At 64.5% G+C, this 19,191-nt stretch carries 13 protein-coding genes; 8 read left to right on the top strand and 5 right to left on the bottom strand.

Annotated elements, in window-relative coordinates; translation table 11 throughout:
* Window positions 1-302 precede the first annotated feature (302 nt).
* Window positions 303-1,976 (top strand): energy-dependent translational throttle protein EttA, encoded by a 1,674-nt coding sequence (ettA, locus tag ACODS2_RS13880; RefSeq protein WP_421837862.1) that lies wholly within the window; start codon window positions 303-305, stop codon window positions 1,974-1,976.
* Between the two features lie 144 nt (window positions 1,977-2,120).
* Entirely contained in the window at window positions 2,121-3,242 is a 1,122-nt protein-coding gene (locus ACODS2_RS13875) for an RcnB family protein (protein WP_488999353.1), read from the top strand.
* A 21-nt stretch (window positions 3,243-3,263) separates the two neighbouring features.
* Here ACODS2_RS13875 and ACODS2_RS13870 read toward each other — a convergent pair whose 3' ends face one another.
* The 3 genes from ACODS2_RS13870 to ACODS2_RS13860 all read right to left on the bottom strand — a co-directional run bounded on the left by ACODS2_RS13870 (window position 3,264) and on the right by ACODS2_RS13860 (window position 7,594).
* Window positions 3,264-4,805 carry a M28 family peptidase gene (locus ACODS2_RS13870; protein ID WP_488999352.1) on the bottom strand — a complete coding sequence of 514 codons (1,542 nt, stop codon included), beginning with the start codon at window positions 4,803-4,805 and terminating at the stop codon, window positions 3,264-3,266.
* A 75-nt stretch (window positions 4,806-4,880) separates the two neighbouring features.
* Complete coding sequence (locus tag ACODS2_RS13865; RefSeq protein ID WP_298172786.1) at window positions 4,881-5,456, bottom strand: Uma2 family endonuclease; 576 nt, start codon at window positions 5,454-5,456, stop codon at window positions 4,881-4,883.
* Between the two features lie 47 nt (window positions 5,457-5,503).
* Complete coding sequence (locus ACODS2_RS13860; RefSeq protein WP_488999508.1) at window positions 5,504-7,594, bottom strand: RelA/SpoT family protein; 2,091 nt, start codon at window positions 7,592-7,594, stop codon at window positions 5,504-5,506.
* A gap of 114 nt (window positions 7,595-7,708) precedes the next feature.
* Here ACODS2_RS13860 and ACODS2_RS13855 point away from each other — a divergent pair, with 114 nt between their 5' ends.
* Window positions 7,709-8,941: a glycosyltransferase family 87 protein gene (locus ACODS2_RS13855; RefSeq protein WP_488999351.1), complete on the top strand. Its 1,233-nt coding sequence runs from the start codon at window positions 7,709-7,711 to the stop codon at window positions 8,939-8,941.
* 285 nt (window positions 8,942-9,226) lie between these two features.
* Here the strand turns inward: ACODS2_RS13855 and hemF are convergent, their stop codons facing one another.
* A complete protein-coding gene (gene hemF, locus ACODS2_RS13850) occupies window positions 9,227-10,141 on the bottom strand; it encodes an oxygen-dependent coproporphyrinogen oxidase (RefSeq protein WP_488999350.1) in 915 nt (304 codons plus the stop codon).
* A 45-nt stretch (window positions 10,142-10,186) separates the two neighbouring features.
* Here hemF and pdeM point away from each other — a divergent pair, with 45 nt between their 5' ends.
* From pdeM to ACODS2_RS13825, 5 genes are all read left to right on the top strand, one after another.
* On the top strand, window positions 10,187-10,885 hold the full coding sequence (gene pdeM, locus ACODS2_RS13845) for a ligase-associated DNA damage response endonuclease PdeM (RefSeq protein ID WP_488999349.1): 699 nt from the start codon (window positions 10,187-10,189) through the stop codon (window positions 10,883-10,885).
* A 343-nt stretch (window positions 10,886-11,228) separates the two neighbouring features.
* Complete coding sequence (infC, locus tag ACODS2_RS13840; RefSeq protein ID WP_298172796.1) at window positions 11,229-11,750, top strand: translation initiation factor IF-3; 522 nt, start codon at window positions 11,229-11,231, stop codon at window positions 11,748-11,750.
* Between the two features lie 471 nt (window positions 11,751-12,221).
* Window positions 12,222-13,640, top strand: a complete 1,419-nt coding sequence (locus ACODS2_RS13835) for an SLC13 family permease (RefSeq protein WP_488999348.1) — start codon at window positions 12,222-12,224, stop codon at window positions 13,638-13,640.
* 7 nt (window positions 13,641-13,647) lie between these two features.
* Complete coding sequence (locus tag ACODS2_RS13830) at window positions 13,648-14,748, top strand: potassium channel family protein (RefSeq protein ID WP_488999347.1); 1,101 nt, start codon at window positions 13,648-13,650, stop codon at window positions 14,746-14,748.
* Between the two features lie 121 nt (window positions 14,749-14,869).
* On the top strand, window positions 14,870-16,321 hold the full coding sequence (locus ACODS2_RS13825) for a TIR domain-containing protein (RefSeq protein ID WP_488999346.1): 1,452 nt from the start codon (window positions 14,870-14,872) through the stop codon (window positions 16,319-16,321).
* 19 nt (window positions 16,322-16,340) lie between these two features.
* Here ACODS2_RS13825 and ACODS2_RS13820 read toward each other — a convergent pair whose 3' ends face one another.
* Window positions 16,341-19,121 (bottom strand): phosphoenolpyruvate carboxylase, encoded by a 2,781-nt coding sequence (locus tag ACODS2_RS13820; RefSeq protein WP_488999345.1) that lies wholly within the window; start codon window positions 19,119-19,121, stop codon window positions 16,341-16,343.
* Window positions 19,122-19,191: the final 70 nt, after the last annotated feature.

Raw genomic sequence — 19,191 nt, 5'->3', positions numbered from 1 at the left:
AAGGGAAAAAGGGGTTTCGCGCAGAGACGCAGAGGGAGCAGAGCACGCTGAGAAGAAAAGGGCGGTGACTGGCTGGCCGCAGGCCTTTGTTCGTATCCTGAGCATTGCAGGTTGAAAGCGGCTTTGCCGCAGGTGCTGCCTCTCTGCGTCCTCTGCGTCTCTGCGCGAAACATCCTTCCTTCTTCTCTTCGCCTCCGCGCGAAACCGCCGCATTCCCACCCCTCACCCCGCTTGCCCACGGCCCCGCGCCCCTGTAGAGCGCGGGCCAAATCCAGCTTCCCGAGAATACGCAAGGACCTCAGATGGCCGCCCAATACGCCTACGTCATGAAGAACATGACCAAGACCTTCCCCGGCGCGCCCAAGCCGGTGCTGAGCAACATCAACCTGCAGTTCTATCAGGGTGCCAAGATCGGTATCGTCGGCCCCAACGGCGCGGGCAAGTCGACGCTCATCAAGATCATGGCCGGGATCGACAAGGACTATACGGGCGAAGCCTGGCCGGGCGAGAACATCACCGTCGGCTATCTCGAGCAGGAACCGCAGCTCGACACCAGCAAGACCGTGCTCGAAAACGTCAAGGACGGCGCGCGCGCGATTGCCGACATGGTCGATCGCTTCAACCAGATCGGCATGGAAATGGGCGAGGAAGACGCCGATTTCGACGCGCTCGGTGCCGAGATGGCCGAACTGCAGGACAAGATCGACGCGGTCGATGGCTGGACGCTCGACAACCAGCTCGAAATCGCGATGGAGGCCCTGCGCTGCCCGCCGGGCGATTGGCCGGTGGACAACCTCTCGGGCGGTGAAAAGCGCCGCATCGCGCTCACCCGCCTGCTGATCCAGAAGCCTTCGATCCTGCTGCTGGACGAACCCACCAACCACCTCGATGCCGAAAGCGTCAACTGGCTGGAAAACCACCTCAAGGAATATGCCGGCGCGGTGCTGATGATCACCCACGACCGCTACTTCCTCGACAATGTCGTCGGCTGGATCCTCGAACTCGATCGCGGCAAGTACTTCCCCTATGAGGGCAACTACTCGACTTACCTCGAAGCCAAGGCCAAACGGCTCGAGCAGGAAGAGCGCGAGGACACCTCCAAGCAGAAGGCGATCAAGGACGAGCTCGACTGGATCCGCGCCGGCACCAAGGGCCGCCAGACCAAGAGCAAAGCCCGCATCAAGGCGTTCGACCAGCTGGTGGAATCGACCGAAAGCCGCGTGATCAACAAGGCCCAGATCGTCATCCAGGTGCCAGAGCGCCTGGGCGGCAAGGTGATCGAGGCCAAGAACATCTCCAAGGCCTATGGCGACAAGCTCCTGTTCGAGAACCTCTCGTTCCTCCTCCCGCCGGGCGGCATCGTCGGCGTGATCGGGCCGAACGGCGCGGGCAAGTCCACGCTGTTCAAGCTCATCACCGGCCAGGAAACGCCCGACAGCGGCACGATCGAGATCGGCCAGACGGTGCGCCTCGGCTATGTCGACCAGAGCCGCGATCACCTCGATCCGAAGAAGAACGTCTGGGAGGAAATCTCCGACGGGCTCGACTACATGAAGGTCAACAAGCAGGACATGAGCACGCGCGCTTATGTCGGCGCGTTCAACTTCAAGGGCCAGGACCAGCAGAAGAACGTCGGCAAGCTTTCCGGCGGTGAACGCAACCGCGTGCACATCGCCAAGATGCTCAAGCAGGGCGGCAACGTCCTCCTGCTCGACGAACCGACCAACGACCTCGACGTCGAAACCCTGCGCGCGCTCGAAGAAGCCATCGAGAACTTTGCCGGCTGTGCCGTGGTCATCAGCCACGACCGCTTCTTCCTCGATCGCCTCGCCACCCATATCCTCGCGTTCGAGGGTGACAGCCACGTCGAATGGTTCGAAGGCAACTTTGAGGCCTACGAGGAAGACAAGCGCCGCCGTCTGGGCGACGCCGCCGACCGCCCGACGCGCCTCGCCTACAAGAAGCTGACACGCTGACGGCCCGATCCGTTCATGTTGGACAACCCCAACATGAACGGAGGCCACTGTCATGGTTCAGCCATAGGACAGCCCACGTGTTATAGACCGGACACATGGGAGGCCCCGAGCGAGTCGGAGCCCCATGTAACCGGAGCCGGGACCATGGCAACGAAGTCCGTTTTGAAAAGCAGCGCATCCGCACTTCTTGCCCTCCTGCTGGGCACGGCGGCGCTGTTGCCCGCCACTGCCAGCGCGCAGGAACGCCCCGATCGCGGTGAACGCGGTGCCGGACGCATGGAGCGCTCTGCTCCTGCCCAGGCCCCCGCATGGCAGAGCCGCGCCCCTGCTCCGGCAGCCGCGCCCTCCGGCTGGCAGAGCCGTCCGGCATCACCGCCGAGCAATGCCCAGCAGCCCGCCCGCCCCGCGCCGCCCGCCAACCAGGGCGGCTGGCAGGGTCGTCAGGCATGGCAGGGCAACAACGGCGTCAATAACAGTGACCGGGAACGCGGTGATCGCGGCAACGGCGTGAACCCCACCGGCCAGCCCGTCTTCGGTCGTCCGGCATGGTCGCAGGGCGGTCAGGCCCAGCAGCCCCGCACCGGGGCCCCGGCCTGGGGCACGCGCAACCCGACCTACGTCGATCCCAATCGCGGCAACAACGGCTGGCAGGGCAACAACGGCCGCGACAATAGCGGCCGTGACAACGCCGGACGGGGCAACACGGGCGGGCAGTGGCAGAACGACGGACGCGGCAACTGGAACCGCGACCGCGACGGCAACCGCAATGAGGATTGGCGCCGCAACAACAACGGCGGCAACAACAACGGCCAGTGGAACCGTGGCGGCTGGGGTGCCAATTCCTCGCGCGATTGGAATCGTGACAGAGATCGTGACCGGGACCGGGATCGCGATGGCTGGCGCGGCAACAACGGCTGGCGCGGCAATGCCTGGGCCTACAACAACGGCGGGCGCGGGTGGGACCGCAACGGCTGGCGGCGCGACAACCGCTACAACTGGTCCGGCTGGCGCAATAGCCACCGCTCCGTTTTCAACCTCGGCTTCTATTCGGCGCCGTGGCAGGGCTATTCCTATAACCGCTTCAGCATCGGCGTGGTCATCGGCGCCCCGTTTTACGACCAGCGCTACTGGATCGCCGATCCCTGGGCCTATCGTCTGCCGCCGGTCGATGGTCCCTATCGCTGGGTCCGCTACTACGACGACGCGCTGCTCGTGGATATCTACTCGGGCGAAGTGGTCGACGTGATCTACGACATCTTCTACTGATCCAGCCCGCCCGGGGAGCGCTCAGCGCTCCCCGGGTTTGCTTCCCGCAGTCCACACAAACCGCGCAGGTGCATCCGCCGCCGCCTCGGTCAGCCCGGTGAAGAAGCGGTTGAAATCGGCCGCTGCCTGCCAGTCCATCGGCGTGGAAAGATCATCCGCCGGGTGGTGATAGCGCCGCTCGTACCAATCCCGATACCGCGCGCGAGAGCTCTCGTCATACGTCGCAAAGACGAAGCTCGTCCCCGGCACCCCCGCTTCCATCAGCGGCCAGTTGTCTGACCGGCGCAGCAGATCACGCTCAGGCTCGGGGTCCTCCTGCACCGCAATCCCGCGCGCCTCCGCCACCTGCCGCACCAAAGCGCCCAGCGTGCTTTCCTTGAGGCCATGCACCGTCATCAGCTTCAGCGGATAGAGTGGCCGCACCTGATCGAGGTTGATCACCGCCGCCAGCGAGGCCAGCGGCACGGTCGGATGCCGCACGAACCAGCGCGAGCCCCACAGCCCCTTTTCCTCTCCGGTAAACACCGCAAACAGGACCGGCCGCTTCAGCCCCTTGCCGGCGCGCATCGTGGCAAACTGCTCCAGCAGCGCGACATAGGCCGCATCGTCGAGCGTGCCGTTGTAAAGCCCGTCGCCGTTCACCGGCTCGCCGCGCCCATAACCATCGAGGTGCGCAGCGATCACGATGGCCTCTCCGGCAAGCGCCGGGTCGGTGCCCGGCAACAGGCCCAGCACATTGGCCGAACGCGTCACCCGCCGCCGCACCGCCAGCACCGCTTTCGCCTCGCCCAGCTCCACGCGCGGCAAGTCCGCCCCCGCCGCGCCTGCCTTCAGGATATCGCCCGCCCGCGTGGTGAGCCGCGCCAGTGCATCGGGATTGAGCACGCCCTGAAACCACGGCGGCCCAGCCTTCACATTCACCTTCACCTTCACCGCATCTTCCAGCGGCATGACGCTGCGTGAATAGGCAAAGGGCCAGCGGATCGGCTCACCCGGCAGCCCCGGCGCCGCGATCAGCAGCATGCCCGCCGCGCCCGCCTCGCGCAGCGCCTTCGCCCGGTCGAACCCCTTCAGCCGCGCCGGGGCCGGGCGGCCATAGCAGACCACCAGCTGCCCCTTCACATCGCCGATCTCGTCCGCCGAGCAATAGCCCCGGAATGTCGCCGCTGCCGCCAGCGCCTTGGGTGTCGCCGCAGAGGGCGCCAGTTGCACCTCGCGATTGAAGCGCAGCCGCTGCCCGCCGATGGTGAGCCGCGATGCCGCCTCGTTCAGCCGCAAGTCCTCGAAGGTGATCGGCTGGAACCAGCCGCCATCGGTGCCGACCGGCTTCAGCCCCGCCGCCGCAAAGCGCTTCGCGACCATCGCCGCCGCGCGGTCATACCCCGGCGAGCCCGTATCGCGCCCCTCCATCGCATCGGACGAAAGCTCGCGCGTCAGCGCCCACCACGCCTGTGTCTGCGCATCGGGCGCAGCGCCATCCCCGGCCTGGACCGCCGTGCCCGGCAGCGCCAGCAACACGGGTAGCAGCATCCGGCTCCACCGGCTCAGCCCTGGCGCACGCATTCCCGTTCCCCTGTTGAAATCCAATTGATGATACCGGGTGCGGTGCGCCCAGAAACGATCGGCCGAGTGCCGCGCCTAGCCTGTCACCGGAAGCGCCATGGCGAACCCCGCAATCGTCGCCGCCATGATCTGCGCGCCGAGCGCCACGTCGCGCGTTTCGAGGTAGGTTTCGCCTGAAGGTGACCACATCTGGTGCACAAGGCCCTCCTTCAGATCGACCACCCAATACTCCGGCACCCCGTTTTCAGCATAGATGCCCGCCTTGATACTCAGATCATGGCGCTGTGTGGTATCGGCAATCTCGATGAGCAGCCGCACGGAGCCCAGAGGCACCGGCCCTTCCCCATCGGGCTCGCTGGTCAGGATGAGATCTGGCTCCGGCGCGCTGTGCGGCGGCATTGCAACGGTCGCTTCGATCAGCACGGCAAGGCTGATATCCAGTTTGCCCAAAGCCTGCACCAGTGCGAGATGCAATTGCCCCTTCATCCGCGCGTGCGGACGATGCTGCGCATTCAAGTAGAAGACCTCCCCGCCAATCAATTCAGTCTTGCCAAGGCCCTCGAACGCCCCCGCATTGTCGAGACGGAGAAAGTCGTCCACCGTCAGGCGATAGGGCCTTGGCGATGTGGTAAGGGGAAGTTCCTCTGCCATCCCTGAATGCTATCACCAGACTACGGGAACGCCAATGCGGGATTGGCTCAAATCCGGTCCGCCTGCGCCACCGCGTCGCTCGCGCGCAGCGCGCTGACGATCCGCGTCAGGTGCGCCAGATCGCGCACTTCCAGATCCACTTCATAAGTGTGGAACGGATTCTCGCGCTGGGTCATTTCCAGATTAACCACATTGGCATGGTTCTTGGCAAATACGCCCGCCATTTCGGCGAGTGTGCCCGGCCGGTTATAGAGCTCGGCGCGGATGCGGCCCACCGCGCCATCGGTTCGCGCGTCCCATGAAAGGTCGATCCAGTCGGCATCGATGCCATTGGCAAGGCTCATGCAATCGATGGCGTGCACGGTCACGCCCTGCCCCACACGCCGCAGCCCGACGATGCGGTCTCCGGGCACCGGGTGGCAGCAATCGGCCAGCTTGAACGCCATGCCCGGGGTCAGCCCGCGCACCGCGATGGCGCGCTGCTGGCTCGGCCAGCCTTCGCTGGCGGGCAAGTTCTTCGCGCTGCCCGGCACCAGCGCTTCCATCACCTGCCGGTCATCGATCTTGGCGCTGCCGATAGCGACCATCAGCTCTTCCTCATTGGCGTATTTCAGCCGCTTGATCGCATCCGCCAGCGCCTTCTTGCCAATCTTGCTCGGCAGGCGTTCGGCAATCTCGTCATAGAGCTTGCGCCCGATCTCGGCGATCTCGGCGCGCTCCTTCTGGCGCACTGCGCGGCGGATCGCGGCGCGCGCCTTGCCGGTGACGACGAAGGCCAGCCACGAAAGCTGCGGCTCGCTGCTGCGGCTCTTGATGATCTCCACCACATCGCCGTTGCCCAGCGGCGTGCGCAGCGGCACGTGCCGCCCGTTGATCTTCGCGCCCACCGCCTGCGCGCCCAGATTGGTGTGCACGGCAAAGGCAAAGTCGATCGGCGTCGCGCCCTTCGGCAGCTGGTGCAGCGCGCCCTTGGGGGTGAAGGCAAAGATGCGGTCCTGATAGATCGCCATCTTCGTGTTTTCGAGCAGCTCGTCCGGATCGTGGCTCGCTTCGAGGATCTCGACCAGATCGCGCACCCAGCCCACCTGCCCGTCCGGCAGCGCGCCCTGTTTGTAGGCCCAGTGCGCGGCGAGGCCGAACTCGTTGATCCGGTGCATCTCCTGCGTCTTGATCTGCACCTCCACGCGCATCGCGTTGTTGTAGATCAGCGAGGTGTGCAGGCCCTTGTAGCCGTTCATCTTCGGCGTCGAGATGTAGTCCTTGAAGCGCCCTGGGATCATCTGCCAGGTGCGGTGCAGCAGCCCCAGCGCGGTGTAGCAGTCCTCTGCGCTTTCGGTCAGCACGCGAAACGCCATGATATCGGTGATCTGCTCGAAGCTCACATGGCGCTCGGCCATCTTGCGCCAGATCGAGAACGGGTGCTTCTCGCGCCCCGAAACCTCCACCTTCAGCCCCGCTTCCGCCAGCGTCTGCTTGATCGCCAGCGCGATGGAATCGACCTGCGCGCCCTCGTCGGTGCGGATCGCGGTCAACCGACCGGTGATCGTGGCATAGGCTTCGGGCTCCAGCTGCTCGAAGGCCAAGAGCTGCATCTCGCGCATGTATTCGTACATGCCCACGCGCTCGGCCAGCGGCGCGTAGATTTCCATCGTCTCGCGCGCGATCCGCCGGCGCTTATCCTCGCTCTTGATGTAGTGCAGCGTGCGCATGTTGTGCAGCCGGTCCGCCAGCTTCACCAGCAGCACGCGCAAGTCCTCGGACATCGCGAGCAGGAACTTGCGCAGGTTTTCCGCCGCGCGCTCCGTATCGCTCATCGTCTCGATCTTCGAGAGCTTGGTCACCCCATCCACCAGCCGCGCCACTTCGGGGCCGAACAGGCGCTCGACTTCCTCGACCGTGGCGAGCGTATCCTCCACCGTATCGTGGAGCAGCGCGGTGATGATCGTCTCCTGATCGAGCTTCAGCTCGGTCATCAGGCCCGCAACTTCAACGGGATGCGAGAAGTACGGATCGCCCGAGGCGCGCTTCTGCGAGCCATGTTTCTGCACCGTATAGACATAGGCGCGGTTCAGCATCGCCTCGTCCGCATCCGGATCATAGGCGAGCACACGTTCGACAAGTTCGTATTGACGCAGCATTTCACCCATAGATGGCCCCGGCCCGGCGCTCCCGACAAGGGAAAATGCCTCCACCGGGCAAATCTTTCACGCGTCTGTTGCCAATGCGAGACCGCAGCGGCACGTAAGGGTGCAATGAGCGACACGCCCGACACACCCAGCCCACCTCCGTTCGTGTCGAGCGAAGGCGCAACATTCGAAGCACGGCTCAAGGCAAACCTGCGCACCCTCTCCTGGCTCGATGCCGGCCGCGTGCGGGTCTACGCCGCGATGATCCTCGTCGCCTACATTCCCATGATGGTGAAGGTCTTCCGTGAGGCGACCGGCACCGTGGGCAGCGATTTCCTCGCATTCTGGGGCGCTGGCCGCCTTCTGCAGACAGGGCCGGCAGCGCGCGTCTACGATCTTGTGGCCGAACATGCCGCGCAGATGGCTGCCGGGACCGGCCAGATGGTCGCCTACGTCAATCCGCCGCCCTACCTGTTCCTCGCCGCGCCGCTGGGGCTGCTGCCCTATGCGGCGGCGTGGCTGGTCTGGGCGCTTGCCGGCTGGGCCGTGTGGTTCCTCGTCGCCCGCCGCGCGCTGCCGAACGCTGGCGGCGCGGGCACCCTCGCCGTGCTTGCCTTCCCCGCCGCCTACCTCGCCGCAAGCCACGCGCAGAACGGCTTCGTCACCGGCGCCCTGCTGATCGCCGCCGTGCTGACCCTGCGCCGCTCGCAGGCGCTGTCAGGCGCACTGTTCGGCCTGCTGGTGATCAAGCCGCACCTCGCGCTCCTCGTCCCCTTCTGGCTCGCCGCCGGGCGCAAGTGGACCGCCATCGCCGCCGCCGCCGCATCGGCCGCCGCGCTGTGCCTTGCCTCTCTGCTTGTCTTCGGCATCGATACCTGGCGCGCCTACCCGCAGAGTTTTGCCGTCAGCCAGACCTTGATGGCGCAGACCTCCGGCGAATTCTTCTTGCGCATGTCCACGCCCTATGCGGCCTTGCGCGTCCTTTTCGGCACCAATGTCGCCCTTTATGGGCAGGCAGTCATCACCGTCATCACCGGTGCGCTCGCCTGCCTCTACTGGCGCCGCGCCCCCAGCGACGAAGCCGCCGGCGCCATGCTGCTCGCCGCCACCGCGCTCGCCTCGCCCTACCTCTTCAGCTACGATCTGCCCTTCCTGATCATGCCGATCGCCTTCCTCATCGGCATGGGCCAGCGCGAGGGCTGGCGGCCGTGGGAGAAGTTCCTGCTGGTGCTGATCTGGCTCTCCCCCCTCGCCACCCGCGCCGCCGCGCTGCCGCTCGGGCTCAATTTGATGCCGATCCCCGCCGTCATCCTGCTGGCCCTCATCTGGACCACATGGGCGCCGCAAAAGGTCCGCTAAGGGAACACCGCCCACGCCGATGCATTCCCCTGTGACGCAACCACAGGAAACACATCATGCATCCCATCCTCTATCTCTGGGTCGTCCTTCTCGTCGCACCGATGATCTTCGGCGCGATCGATCTCGCCAACACCGGCGGCAGCCGCACGCGCAGCCCTTACTGAACCGCACCGGACAAACAGTCTCGCGCAGAGATCGCAGAGATCGCAAAGGGATGGAGAGAGCCTGCGGCGCAGCCTCCGTCCCTCCCTTCATTGCTTCACTTTGCGATCTCTGCGCGAAATCCTATTCCCACACCGCCTCAGGCGGCAGGCTCATCAGGATGGCGTCGATGTTGCCGCCCGTCTTCAGGCCGAACAGCGTCCCCCGGTCATAGACCAGATTGAACTCGGCATAGCGACCGCGCCAGCTCAGCTGCTTAAGCTTGTCGTCCTGCGTCCAATCCATGTTCATCCGCCGCCGCACCAGCGCCGGATAGACGTTGAGGAAAGCATCGCCCACATCGCGGGTAAAGGCAAAGTTCGCCTCGAACCCGGCCTCATCCGCGCATTCGAGGTGATCGTAGAAGATGCCGCCCACGCCCCGGTGCACCTTGCGGTGGGGGATGTAGAAGTAATCGTCCGCCCAGGCCTTGAACTTGTCGTAATAGGCCGGATCATGCGCATCGCACGCGGCCTTGTAGCTCGCGTGGAAGTCCGCCGTATCCTCGGCATAGGGGATCGGCGGATTGAGATCTCCGCCGCCGCCGAACCACGCCTTGCGCGTCGTCAGGAAGCGCGTGTTCATGTGCACGGCGGGCACATGCGGGTTCGCCATGTGCGCAACAAGGCTGATGCCGGTCGCCGTGAAGGCCGGGTTTTCAGGGTCCGCGCCGTTCATCGTCTTGGCGAATTCCGGGCTGAAGGTTCCGCCCACGGTGGAAACGTTGACGCCGACCTTCTCGAACAGCTTGCCCTTCATCAGGCCCTGCACGCCGCCCCCGCCATCGGGCACCGGTTCGCCATGGTGTTCGCGCTTCCACGGCGTGTAGGTAAAGCTGGCATCGCTCCCCGCCTCGCGCTCGATCGCCTCGAACTCGGCGCAGATCCGGTCCCGCAGGCTTTCGAACCATGTCCGGGCGCGGCCAGTTTCCGCGCTCCAATCCTCTTTGGCGCCAATACCCTTGTCGATGGCCTGTCCGGCCTCTTGTGCAATGCTCATGGGGGAAGTCTTGCCAAGCCAAATGCAATCCGGCAAGGCCTGTCCATGGTTCCCGTTATGTTCAACCAGTTTGGCGCCGCTTTCGAATTTGCCGGGCAGGACTTCGCGCTCGCCCCGTCGCGCGCGCTCTATTGGGCCGAGGAACGCGCCCTGATCGTCGCCGATCTCCACCTCGAAAAGGCGAGCTGGTTTGCCGAGCGCGGCCAGATGCTCCCGCCCTACGACAGCCGCGAGACGCTTTCCCGAGTCGCGGATGCCCTGCGCGCCACCGGCGCGCGCCGGGTGTTCTGCCTCGGTGACAATTTCCATGACAGCCACGGCCCCGCCCGGCTCGAACCCCACGCCGCTGGCATGCTCGATGCGCTGATGCGCGCGACCGACTGGGTGTGGATCACCGGCAATCACGATTGCCAGGACACGAGCGTGGAAGCGAAAGGCCTCCCCGAACTCACCGTGTGCGGCATTGCGCTGCGCCACGAAGCCCGCCCGGGGGAGACGGGCCTCGAGCTTTCCGGCCACTATCACCCGAAGTTCGCTGTCACCGCGCGCGGCCGCCGCGTCTCGCGCCCCTGCGCCGTCGCGAGCGAGCGCCGCCTCATCCTCCCCGCGTTCGGCGCGCTGACAGGCGGCATGAACGCCGCCGATCCCGCGATTCTGGGCGCCCTCCAGCCCGCCCGCGCAATCGATGCGCTCGTTCCAGCCGCCGGCAGGCTCGCCCGCTTCGCCCTCTGGCGCGGAGCGTAAGGGATTTCGCGCAGAGGCGCAGAGGCGCGGAGATGTCTCTTGCGCCGCAGGCCCTCCGAATTTTGCGACAAGGCTGAGGTGACAGGGCGGCTTCGCCGCTGTCCCGGCTTCTTCTCTCTGCGCCTTTGCGCCTCTGCGCGAACCCTACTTCCTTTTTCCTTCTCCGCGCCTCCGGGTCTCCGCGTGAAACCGGATCGAACCGACATACACCGCTTAACCCCAAACCAACCTTCCCGCTTTATCTGCCGCCGCATTGTGATATGAGCGCGCGGGGGCAGGCGCACAGCCCTCCCCCATTTTTGAAACATCAGGAGCAAGCACTATAGCCCCCCCACCCCGGCGCATGATGGCGCCCCCTGTAAAGACCGGCCCCCGCTACAACCAGCTCATTTCCGTGCCCAAAGTGCGCGTGATTGATGAGAACGGCGAAAATCTGGGCGTCATGTACACCCGCGAAGCGATTGATCAGGCTGCCGAAGTCGGCCTCGATCTGGTCGAAGTCTCGCCCAACGCCGATCCGCCGGTCTGCAAGTTCCTCGATGTCGGCAAGTTCCGCTACGAAGCGCAGAAGAAGGCCAACCTCGCCCGCAAGAGCCAGAAGACGCAGGAGATCAAGGAGATCAAGATGCGTCCGAACATCGATGACCACGATTACGACACCAAGATGCGGAGCGTCGTGAAGTTCATCGAGGAAGGCGACAAGGTCAAGATCACCCTCCGCTTCCGCGGCCGCGAGCTTTCGCACCAGCAAATCGGCATGAATCTCCTGCGCAAGGTGCAGGATGATGTCACCGAAATCGCCAAGGTCGAAGCCTTCCCCCGCATGGAAGGCCGCCAGATGCTGATGGTCCTCGCGCCCAAGTAAACGCTCGCGGACCCTCTCCCCCGTGGGGAGAGGGTCCGCGAGCGGGGGTGTCCGGCGCAAGACATCACCCACTCCAGCATAAGAACATCAAAGGAATCCGTCGGCCCGGACTTGATCCGGGCCTTGGCTTTTCTTCTTCGGCGCCGCGCCAAAGCAGCCCAACCCAGTTTCAAGCACGGGGTGACGGGCGAGCTGAAGATGGAACGCTCGTGGCCCGCGCCCTCGGAAACGCGGGACTTCGGTCGGTCCGCCGCCATCCCGACACCAAAACCGTTTTCCTACCGCACCCTTCATCGCCTATGGCTTTGAGGGGCTGGCGTGCTGCGCTGGCGGGGCAAAGGGCGATGGAATGCAGGTCGTGGGCAGAGTCTGGCTTTTGATCGAGGGGGTCGATCAAAAACCCTGTACTGATCGAATGCAATTATTCCCCAGGACAGTGTCAACTGTGTCAACTTGCGCCGCTTCCGCCGCATGAGTGCCCGCACCATCGCCCTCGTCGCCGGTCCGCTTGGCCTTCTTGCCACGCTGCTGATCGGCGCGCCTGCCGGGATGCCACCCACCGCATGGCACACCGCCGGGCTCGTCTGGTGGATGGCGGTCTGGTGGATGACCGAGGCGATGCCGCTGTCGGCCACCGCCATGCTCCCCTTCATCGTCCTCCCCCTCACCGGGGTGACGGACGCGAACAAGACCGCGGCGGCCTACTATTCGCCGATCATGTTCCTCTTCGTCGGCGGCGCCTTCCTCGCGCTGGCCATCGAGCGCACCGGCCTCCACCGCCGCCTTGCGCTCACCATGCTCACCCGCGCCGGGACGAGCCCGGTGCGCCTGCTGCTCGCGGTGATGATGGCAACCGCCTCGATCTCGATGTTCATCTCGAACACCTCGACCGCGCTGATCATGATGCCGATGGCGCTCGCTATCCTTTCCTCGGGCGGCGTGAAGGAGGGCGAAACGGACGGCATGGCCGGCGCACTGCCGATGGGCGTCGCCTTCGCCGCCACCTTGGGCGGCTACGGCACCATCGTCGGCACGCCCACCAACGCCATCGCCGCGGGGCTGCTCGACCGAACTCTCGGCGTGAAGATCACCTTCATCGAATGGTCCGCGTTCGGCCTCCCCATCGTCCTCATCGGCGTGCCGCTCGCCGCCTTCATCATCGCGCGGGTCCACAAGATCGGCCCGGGCAGCTTCGATCCTGCCGCCGCCCGAAATGCCATCGAGCATTCGGTCCACTGGACCGCGCCCGAACGCCGCCTCGTCCCCCTCTTCCTCCTCACCGTGCTCGCCTGGGTCACGCTCCCCCTCACCGAAAGCCTGTTTCCCAAGGGCGGCCTCACCGATGGCACCATCGCCGCCATCGCTGGCCTCACGCTCTTCGTCCTGCCGGACGGCACCGGCCGCGCGATGCTGACGTGGAAGGAAGCCAACCGCATGCCCTGGGACGTGATCCTGATGTTCGGCGGTGGGCTCAGCCTCGCGATGGGCATGGATGCCTCGGGCCTCAGCGACTGGCTCGGCACGGCGATGCTCCCCTTGCGCAGCGTGCCGCTGCCGATTGTCGCGCTGGTGCTCGTCGGCTTCGTCGTGATCGTCACCGAATTTGCCAGCAACATCGCGGCTGCCAGCGGGATCATGCCCGTCGTCGCCGCGCTCTGCGGTGCGCTCGGGGCCGATCCGATCCTGCTCGCGCTCCCCGCCGCGCTGGCGGCCAGCTGGGGCTTCATGCTTCCCGCCGGCACCGGGCCCAATGCGCTCGCCTGGGGCACCGGCCATATCGCCATGCCGCGCGTGCTGCGCGCCGGGTTCCTGCTCGATCTGGCCGGTGTGCTCCTCATCGTCGGCACCGTCTGGGGCATGGCCGCGCTGATGCGGCTGGGCGGAGGCTGAGGCGCGGATGGAGGAGTTCGCCACACTCTCCAAGGGCGCAGGCCGCGTGCTTGGCTCGCCGCTGCGGTTGCTGACGGGCACGCTGCTCTATGTCGGGATCGTCTTCGCAGTCTCCACGTTGGGCTACATCGTAAGCGGTTGGCCGGCGGACGATGCGGCCTACATGGTGCTGCTCACCATCTTCTCGGTCGGCTACGGCGAAGTCCGCCCGATCGACACCCATTTCCTGCGCTTGTGGACCACGGCCACGATCGTGCTCGGCTGCACCGGCATGATCGTGCTCACCTCCGCGCTCGTGCAGGTGTTCACCCTGTTCCAGTTCCGCCAGCTCCTGGGGGTAGGCAAGATGCAAACCGAAATCGACCGCCTGAAGAACCACGCCGTGATCTGCGGCATGGGCCGCATCGGGCTGCAGCTGGCCAAGGCGCTGACAGAGGCGCGCCATCCCTTCGTCATCATCGAACGCAACCCCGATCTGGCGGAGGAAGCCCGCGCTGCCGGTTGGCTGGTGATGGTCGGCGAAGCGACGCAGGAGGAAACCCTGCGCGCCGCCGGAATCCTGCACGCCCGCGTCCTCGCTTCGGTGCTGCCCGACGATGCCGCCAACGTGTTCATCACGCTCTCGGCGCGCAGCCTCAACCCTGCCGTCCAGATCATCGCCCGCGGCGAAGCACCCACCACCGAGCGCAAGCTGTTCCACGCGGGGGCAGACAAGGTCGTGCTCCCCACCCACATCGGCGCCGAGCGGATCACCGAGCTCATCCTCTACCCCGCCACCGACAGCCGCATCCAGGCCGCCGAACACATGGGCGAGGCGCGCAGGTTCCTCCACGATCTCGGCCTCGACGTCGAAGTCGTCACCGCCGTCCCCAAGGGCGCGCTGACCGGCGCGACCGTAGGCGAAGCCGAACGCCGCGGCGCGGGCGCGTTCTTCATCGTCCAGATCGACCGCGCAGGCGGCCAATCGATCCAGCACCCCGGCGAGGACGTGAACATCGAAGCGGGCGACACGCTGGTGCTGGTGGTGCGCGGCACAAGGCTCTCAGCCGGCGCGATCTTCGGCCTGCCCGCCAAGCCGGTGAAGCAGGGGCGGACTTATGTGGGGTGAGGTGGCTGAGCCCAACAGTCCCAACCCACGTGGCGCAACCTCAATGTATTGGAAAAACCAACGATAAGTCATATTTACGGTCTAACAACGGATTGACGTTCAAAGCTTGGGAGGAAGGCCAGTGAATCTAGACGTTTCAACTAGCCCTCGCACATTCATATCCTATTCGTGGTCATCACCAACCCATGAAGCGTGGGTTTTGACCCTCGCTTCACGCCTTCGGGAAGACGGTGTCGATGTGGTGCTAGATAAGTGGGACCTTAAGCCTGGCCACGATTCAGTCAAATTCATGGAGAGCATGGTCAACGACCCTTTAGTCAAGAAGGTCATTATGGTTTGTGACAAAGCCTACGCGGAAAAGGCGAATGCGCGAACCGGTGGAGTTGGAACAGAGAGTCAGATAATTTCTCCAGAAATATATGCCAGCAGTACGCAAGATAAATTTGCAGCGATACTTACGGAATCTGATGAACATGGGAAAGCCTATCTCCCAACATACTATAGAGGTAGAATGTATGTAGATTTTCGTTCCGGTGAGACTTATGAAGACGCTTACGAGCAACTCTTGCGTTGGCTTGTCGATCGACCGCAGCACGTCAAGCCAAAATTAGGTCAGATACCTGAAGCGATTTTGTCGGCGAACCCAAATGCTTCCGGTACGCAATCAAAGTCAAGACGGGCCGAAAACGCAATACGCCAGAATACTTCAAATGCCGCTCCCTATCTCCGAGATTATGGGGATGCATTGATTGAAGAGATCAGGGCCCTAACACCGAACTTTGAGAGCGATGCTCCAGCAGATGAAGTGGTTCTAGACGCTGTAAAATCACTTCGACCCTATATTCGCCAATTTACAGAACTGGTTTTAACGGCAGTGCGTTACAGCGAAGATAATCGAGTTTGGGATTCAATCCTTTTTACCCTAGAGCGCGTAGGTCAACTTGCTTGGCCAAGTCGAAGTCTATCCACTTATCACCCCCTCCAATTTGATCCCTTTAAGATTATTTCGCACGATTTGTTTGTATCAACTGTTGCAGTGACACTAGATGAGGAACGCTTCGATCTCACAATTATGATTTTTTCCCGAGCTTGGCTCGTTCGCGAATTAGCCGCAACAGGCCGCCAATCGACTTCTGATTTTACAGCCTTCAATCAAAATGTTTCTTCATTAGACCAAAGGAAACAAAGACTTAAACTGAACCGCTACAGTCTACATGCAGATATTGTTCATGAAGCGCACAAAGCAGGGTCTTTCCCCAGCTTTGATAGTATTCTGCAGGCTGAATTCGTTATTTTTTTACGGTCTATTGGTCAATCGAATCACTTTTACTGGTATCCGTTCCCACTAATCTATGCCCTTGACCGTTACGTGCCCTTCCCCGTTTTCGCGCGAGCCGAGTCGATGCAATACTTTTCACGTATAGCATCGGTACTGGGAGTACCTGATATTGCCGAATTTAAACGCCGCTTAGATGATGATGAATTAAAGCGACGTTCGCGGCAAATGTTCAATTACCACGATCTGGAAGTGAAACTTCTTGCAAACGCTGATTTTTTAGGAATCCGAGCTTAGGATTTTGTGACAGCTCTCCTCACCCATGCGCGCCGAAGTGGTTCGCAATCGCCGCTGAAATCCTGAGGTTCAGCGCGTGCGCCCGCTCGATGGGATCGATAAACCGCGTGCGGATCGCGCCGTAGCCTTCGCCGCGATTGTCCGGGTAATCGGTCGGTTCACTCACCGGGAAGTCTTCGATCTCGGGCTCCACCACCGGGTAGGCGCGCCGCAGCTGCGCCAGCGCCTCGTCCACCCGCAGCGAGAGGACCATCTCCACCACGTCCTCGCGGCTCACATCGTTGGAGCGTGAGAACGGCGGCACCTGCACCGCGCGCAGGAACATGTGCATCAGCAGCGAGAGCCGCAGCGCCTGCAGCAGCGCGATGGTGCGACGCTCCTTCTCGGGCGCGGCATTGCGGGCCTCTTCACGGGGGATCATGGCAAGCAGCCGGTGCAGCTTCATCCAGTCCACCCGCAGCCGCGAGGCGAGGCGGCGGAAAACACCGGCGCGGTCGTCCTTCGTCAGGTATTCCGCCAGCGCGAGGCAGGCATCCTCCAGCGCGGTTTCGGTGCCGCGATAGGGCCGGCTCGCCCAGTAGGCGGAATTGAACAGTTCGCCGAAACACGCCACCGTCTTGATCGAGGCGAGGCCATTGGCCGCGCGCAGCAGCCGCACCAGCTGCCGCCCGCGCGCGCTGCGGCCAAGCAGTTCGGCAACAGCTTCGGTCTCCTCCCCCGCCGCAATGCCCGCGCCCGCGATCACGTTCACCGGATAGCCGATCTGCTGCAGGATCGCGTTGTGCGGGATCGCGCGGATCTGGCGCAGGCTCATCGTGCGGTCGCTGGCAATGTCCGATTGCCGGCGCGAAACACGGCTGCCGGTGCTCTTGAGCATGCCGAGCCCGAACGCCGTGACGGCGCGCGCGTAGGTCTGGCTTTCCAGCTGCTCGCGCTGCACGCGCCGGATCGCGCGGTAGAAATCTAGGCTGAGGTCGGTGCGATCATAGAACGGATCGGCTTCCCCATCCCCGCGCAGCACCTCTTCCGCCTCGATGATCCGCGTCAGCGTGGCGAGCGCGAGTTCGTCGCTGCGGAAGAACAGGTAGCCATCGCCGCCCTGAAAGCTCGCCTCGGGCTCCAGCGCGATCTCGGCCTTGGCGAAGCGCCCGCGCGCCCAGCGGCTCAGCGGCCAGGTCAGCCGGTCGGCAAAACCTGAAGGATGCGCGCCGCGGCCCATGCTTTCGCCGTGGGTGTTGAACACCAGCGCTGCGACATCCGTCAGCCCCGCCGCCTTCATCGCCGCCGCGAGCCGGCCTTGAAGGCGCTCTATCGCCAGCGCCGCCGGGATCTGCCCCATGAAGCGCCCGGCATCCGAAAAGCCCGTCTGGATCGCCAACCGCCCGCGCAGGCGCACATAATCCCGGTACGCAGGCTCCGCCAGCAGCGCCTCCAGAAACCGCCCGCCATGCTCGAGCGCAGCCTCGGTCTCGAACAGTGGGGAGACATCGACCTTGCCTTCGATCCCCAGTAGCCGCGCGAAATAGAGCGCGGCCAGCACCGTCTGCGGCTGCTCGCACTCGGCGATCAGCATGCGGATCGGTGCATCGGCATCGATGTGGTGGAGGATTTGCGCCATCACCAGGAACTGGCGCATCGCGGTCGAGGTTTCGATGGCGAGCGCGGCGAAATTGGCGCGCAGCGGCTTCACTTCGGCCAGCAGTTCGCGCAGCTTCGAAAGCGCGCTCTTGCTGGCAAGGTCCAGCGTGCCTTCGGGATCGATCCGCCGCCTGAGCGCGTTCAGAAGCTGCGAGGCGTTCACCCGGAAGTGGATCCAGCCCATGCCGAGCCCGTCCGCGCGCATCGCGCCCGCCAGCACGGCGAGCGCAATCGCCGCATCGCCCTCGGCAGTCCTGGCCTCGGCCTCCAGCGCCGCGATCACGGGCCCGAGCGACAGCAACTTGTCCGGATGTTCCGCCGTCAGCGCATTGGCCGCTGCCGCCAGCGCCTCCGGCTCTGCGCCAAGCCCGGTGAACTGCGCCGCCATCTCGGCCGCATGGGCCGCTGCGCCGCGCAGCCTGGCGATCTGCGCATGATCCGGCACCGCTGCACCCAGTTGCGCGGCATAGCCTTCGAGCCGCCGCGCCTTTTCCTGCAGCCGGTAGGCGACCGAGGTGGACCACGAAATGTCGGTCCGCCCATCCATGTCGTAGCCGACCCAGCTCGCGAAGCGGAACGGCAGCGGCTTGAAATCGAGCCAGCGCCCCGGCCAGCGCGTGCGCGCATGGGCCAGTAGTGCGGCATTGATCCGGTCGCGCGCAGCGCCCGCGCTTTCGATGGCGGCGAGCGCTTCGGCGTGCTCGTAATCGAGCGTGACCTTGGGGGCGGCGCCGGGCACCTGGCAGACCGTCGCGGCCATCGGATCATCGGCCAGCGCCGCCTCGGCCACGGCATCGGACTCGTCGGGGCTCAACAGGAACGTGGGATGCGCGGTGAACACGGCGTGGAGCAGCGGCCGCTCCCAACGGCGGCGGAACTCGGAAAACCCGTCTTCCTCGTTGAGCAGCGCCGCCAGCCGCGCAAGGTTGTCCGCCGGATCGGTCGGCGCGACAAGCGTGCGCAGCCGCGCAGCGCGGGCCTGCAGGCCTTCGCATTCCAGCGCGGCGACCAGGCTTTCCATTGCCGAAAGATCGAGCGCGCCGCTTTCCAGCTGACGCGAAAGATCATGGCTCAGCTGGAACACCGGGTTGAACAGCGGGGTTTCCGCCGTCCTTGCGTGAAGTTCCTGCAGGCGGTTCCTCAGCGTATCGACCGTATCCATGCGCGCCGCGCCTCCAGCCAAGTGATTGGACCTGCGGGCGAACACGCCAGCAGGCTGCATCGGGGCTGCA

This window comes from Novosphingobium sp. FG137, from assembly GCF_057809735.1.
Note: the sequence above shows the minus strand (reverse complement) of the source record. Positions and strands in the feature narration are given on the sequence as shown.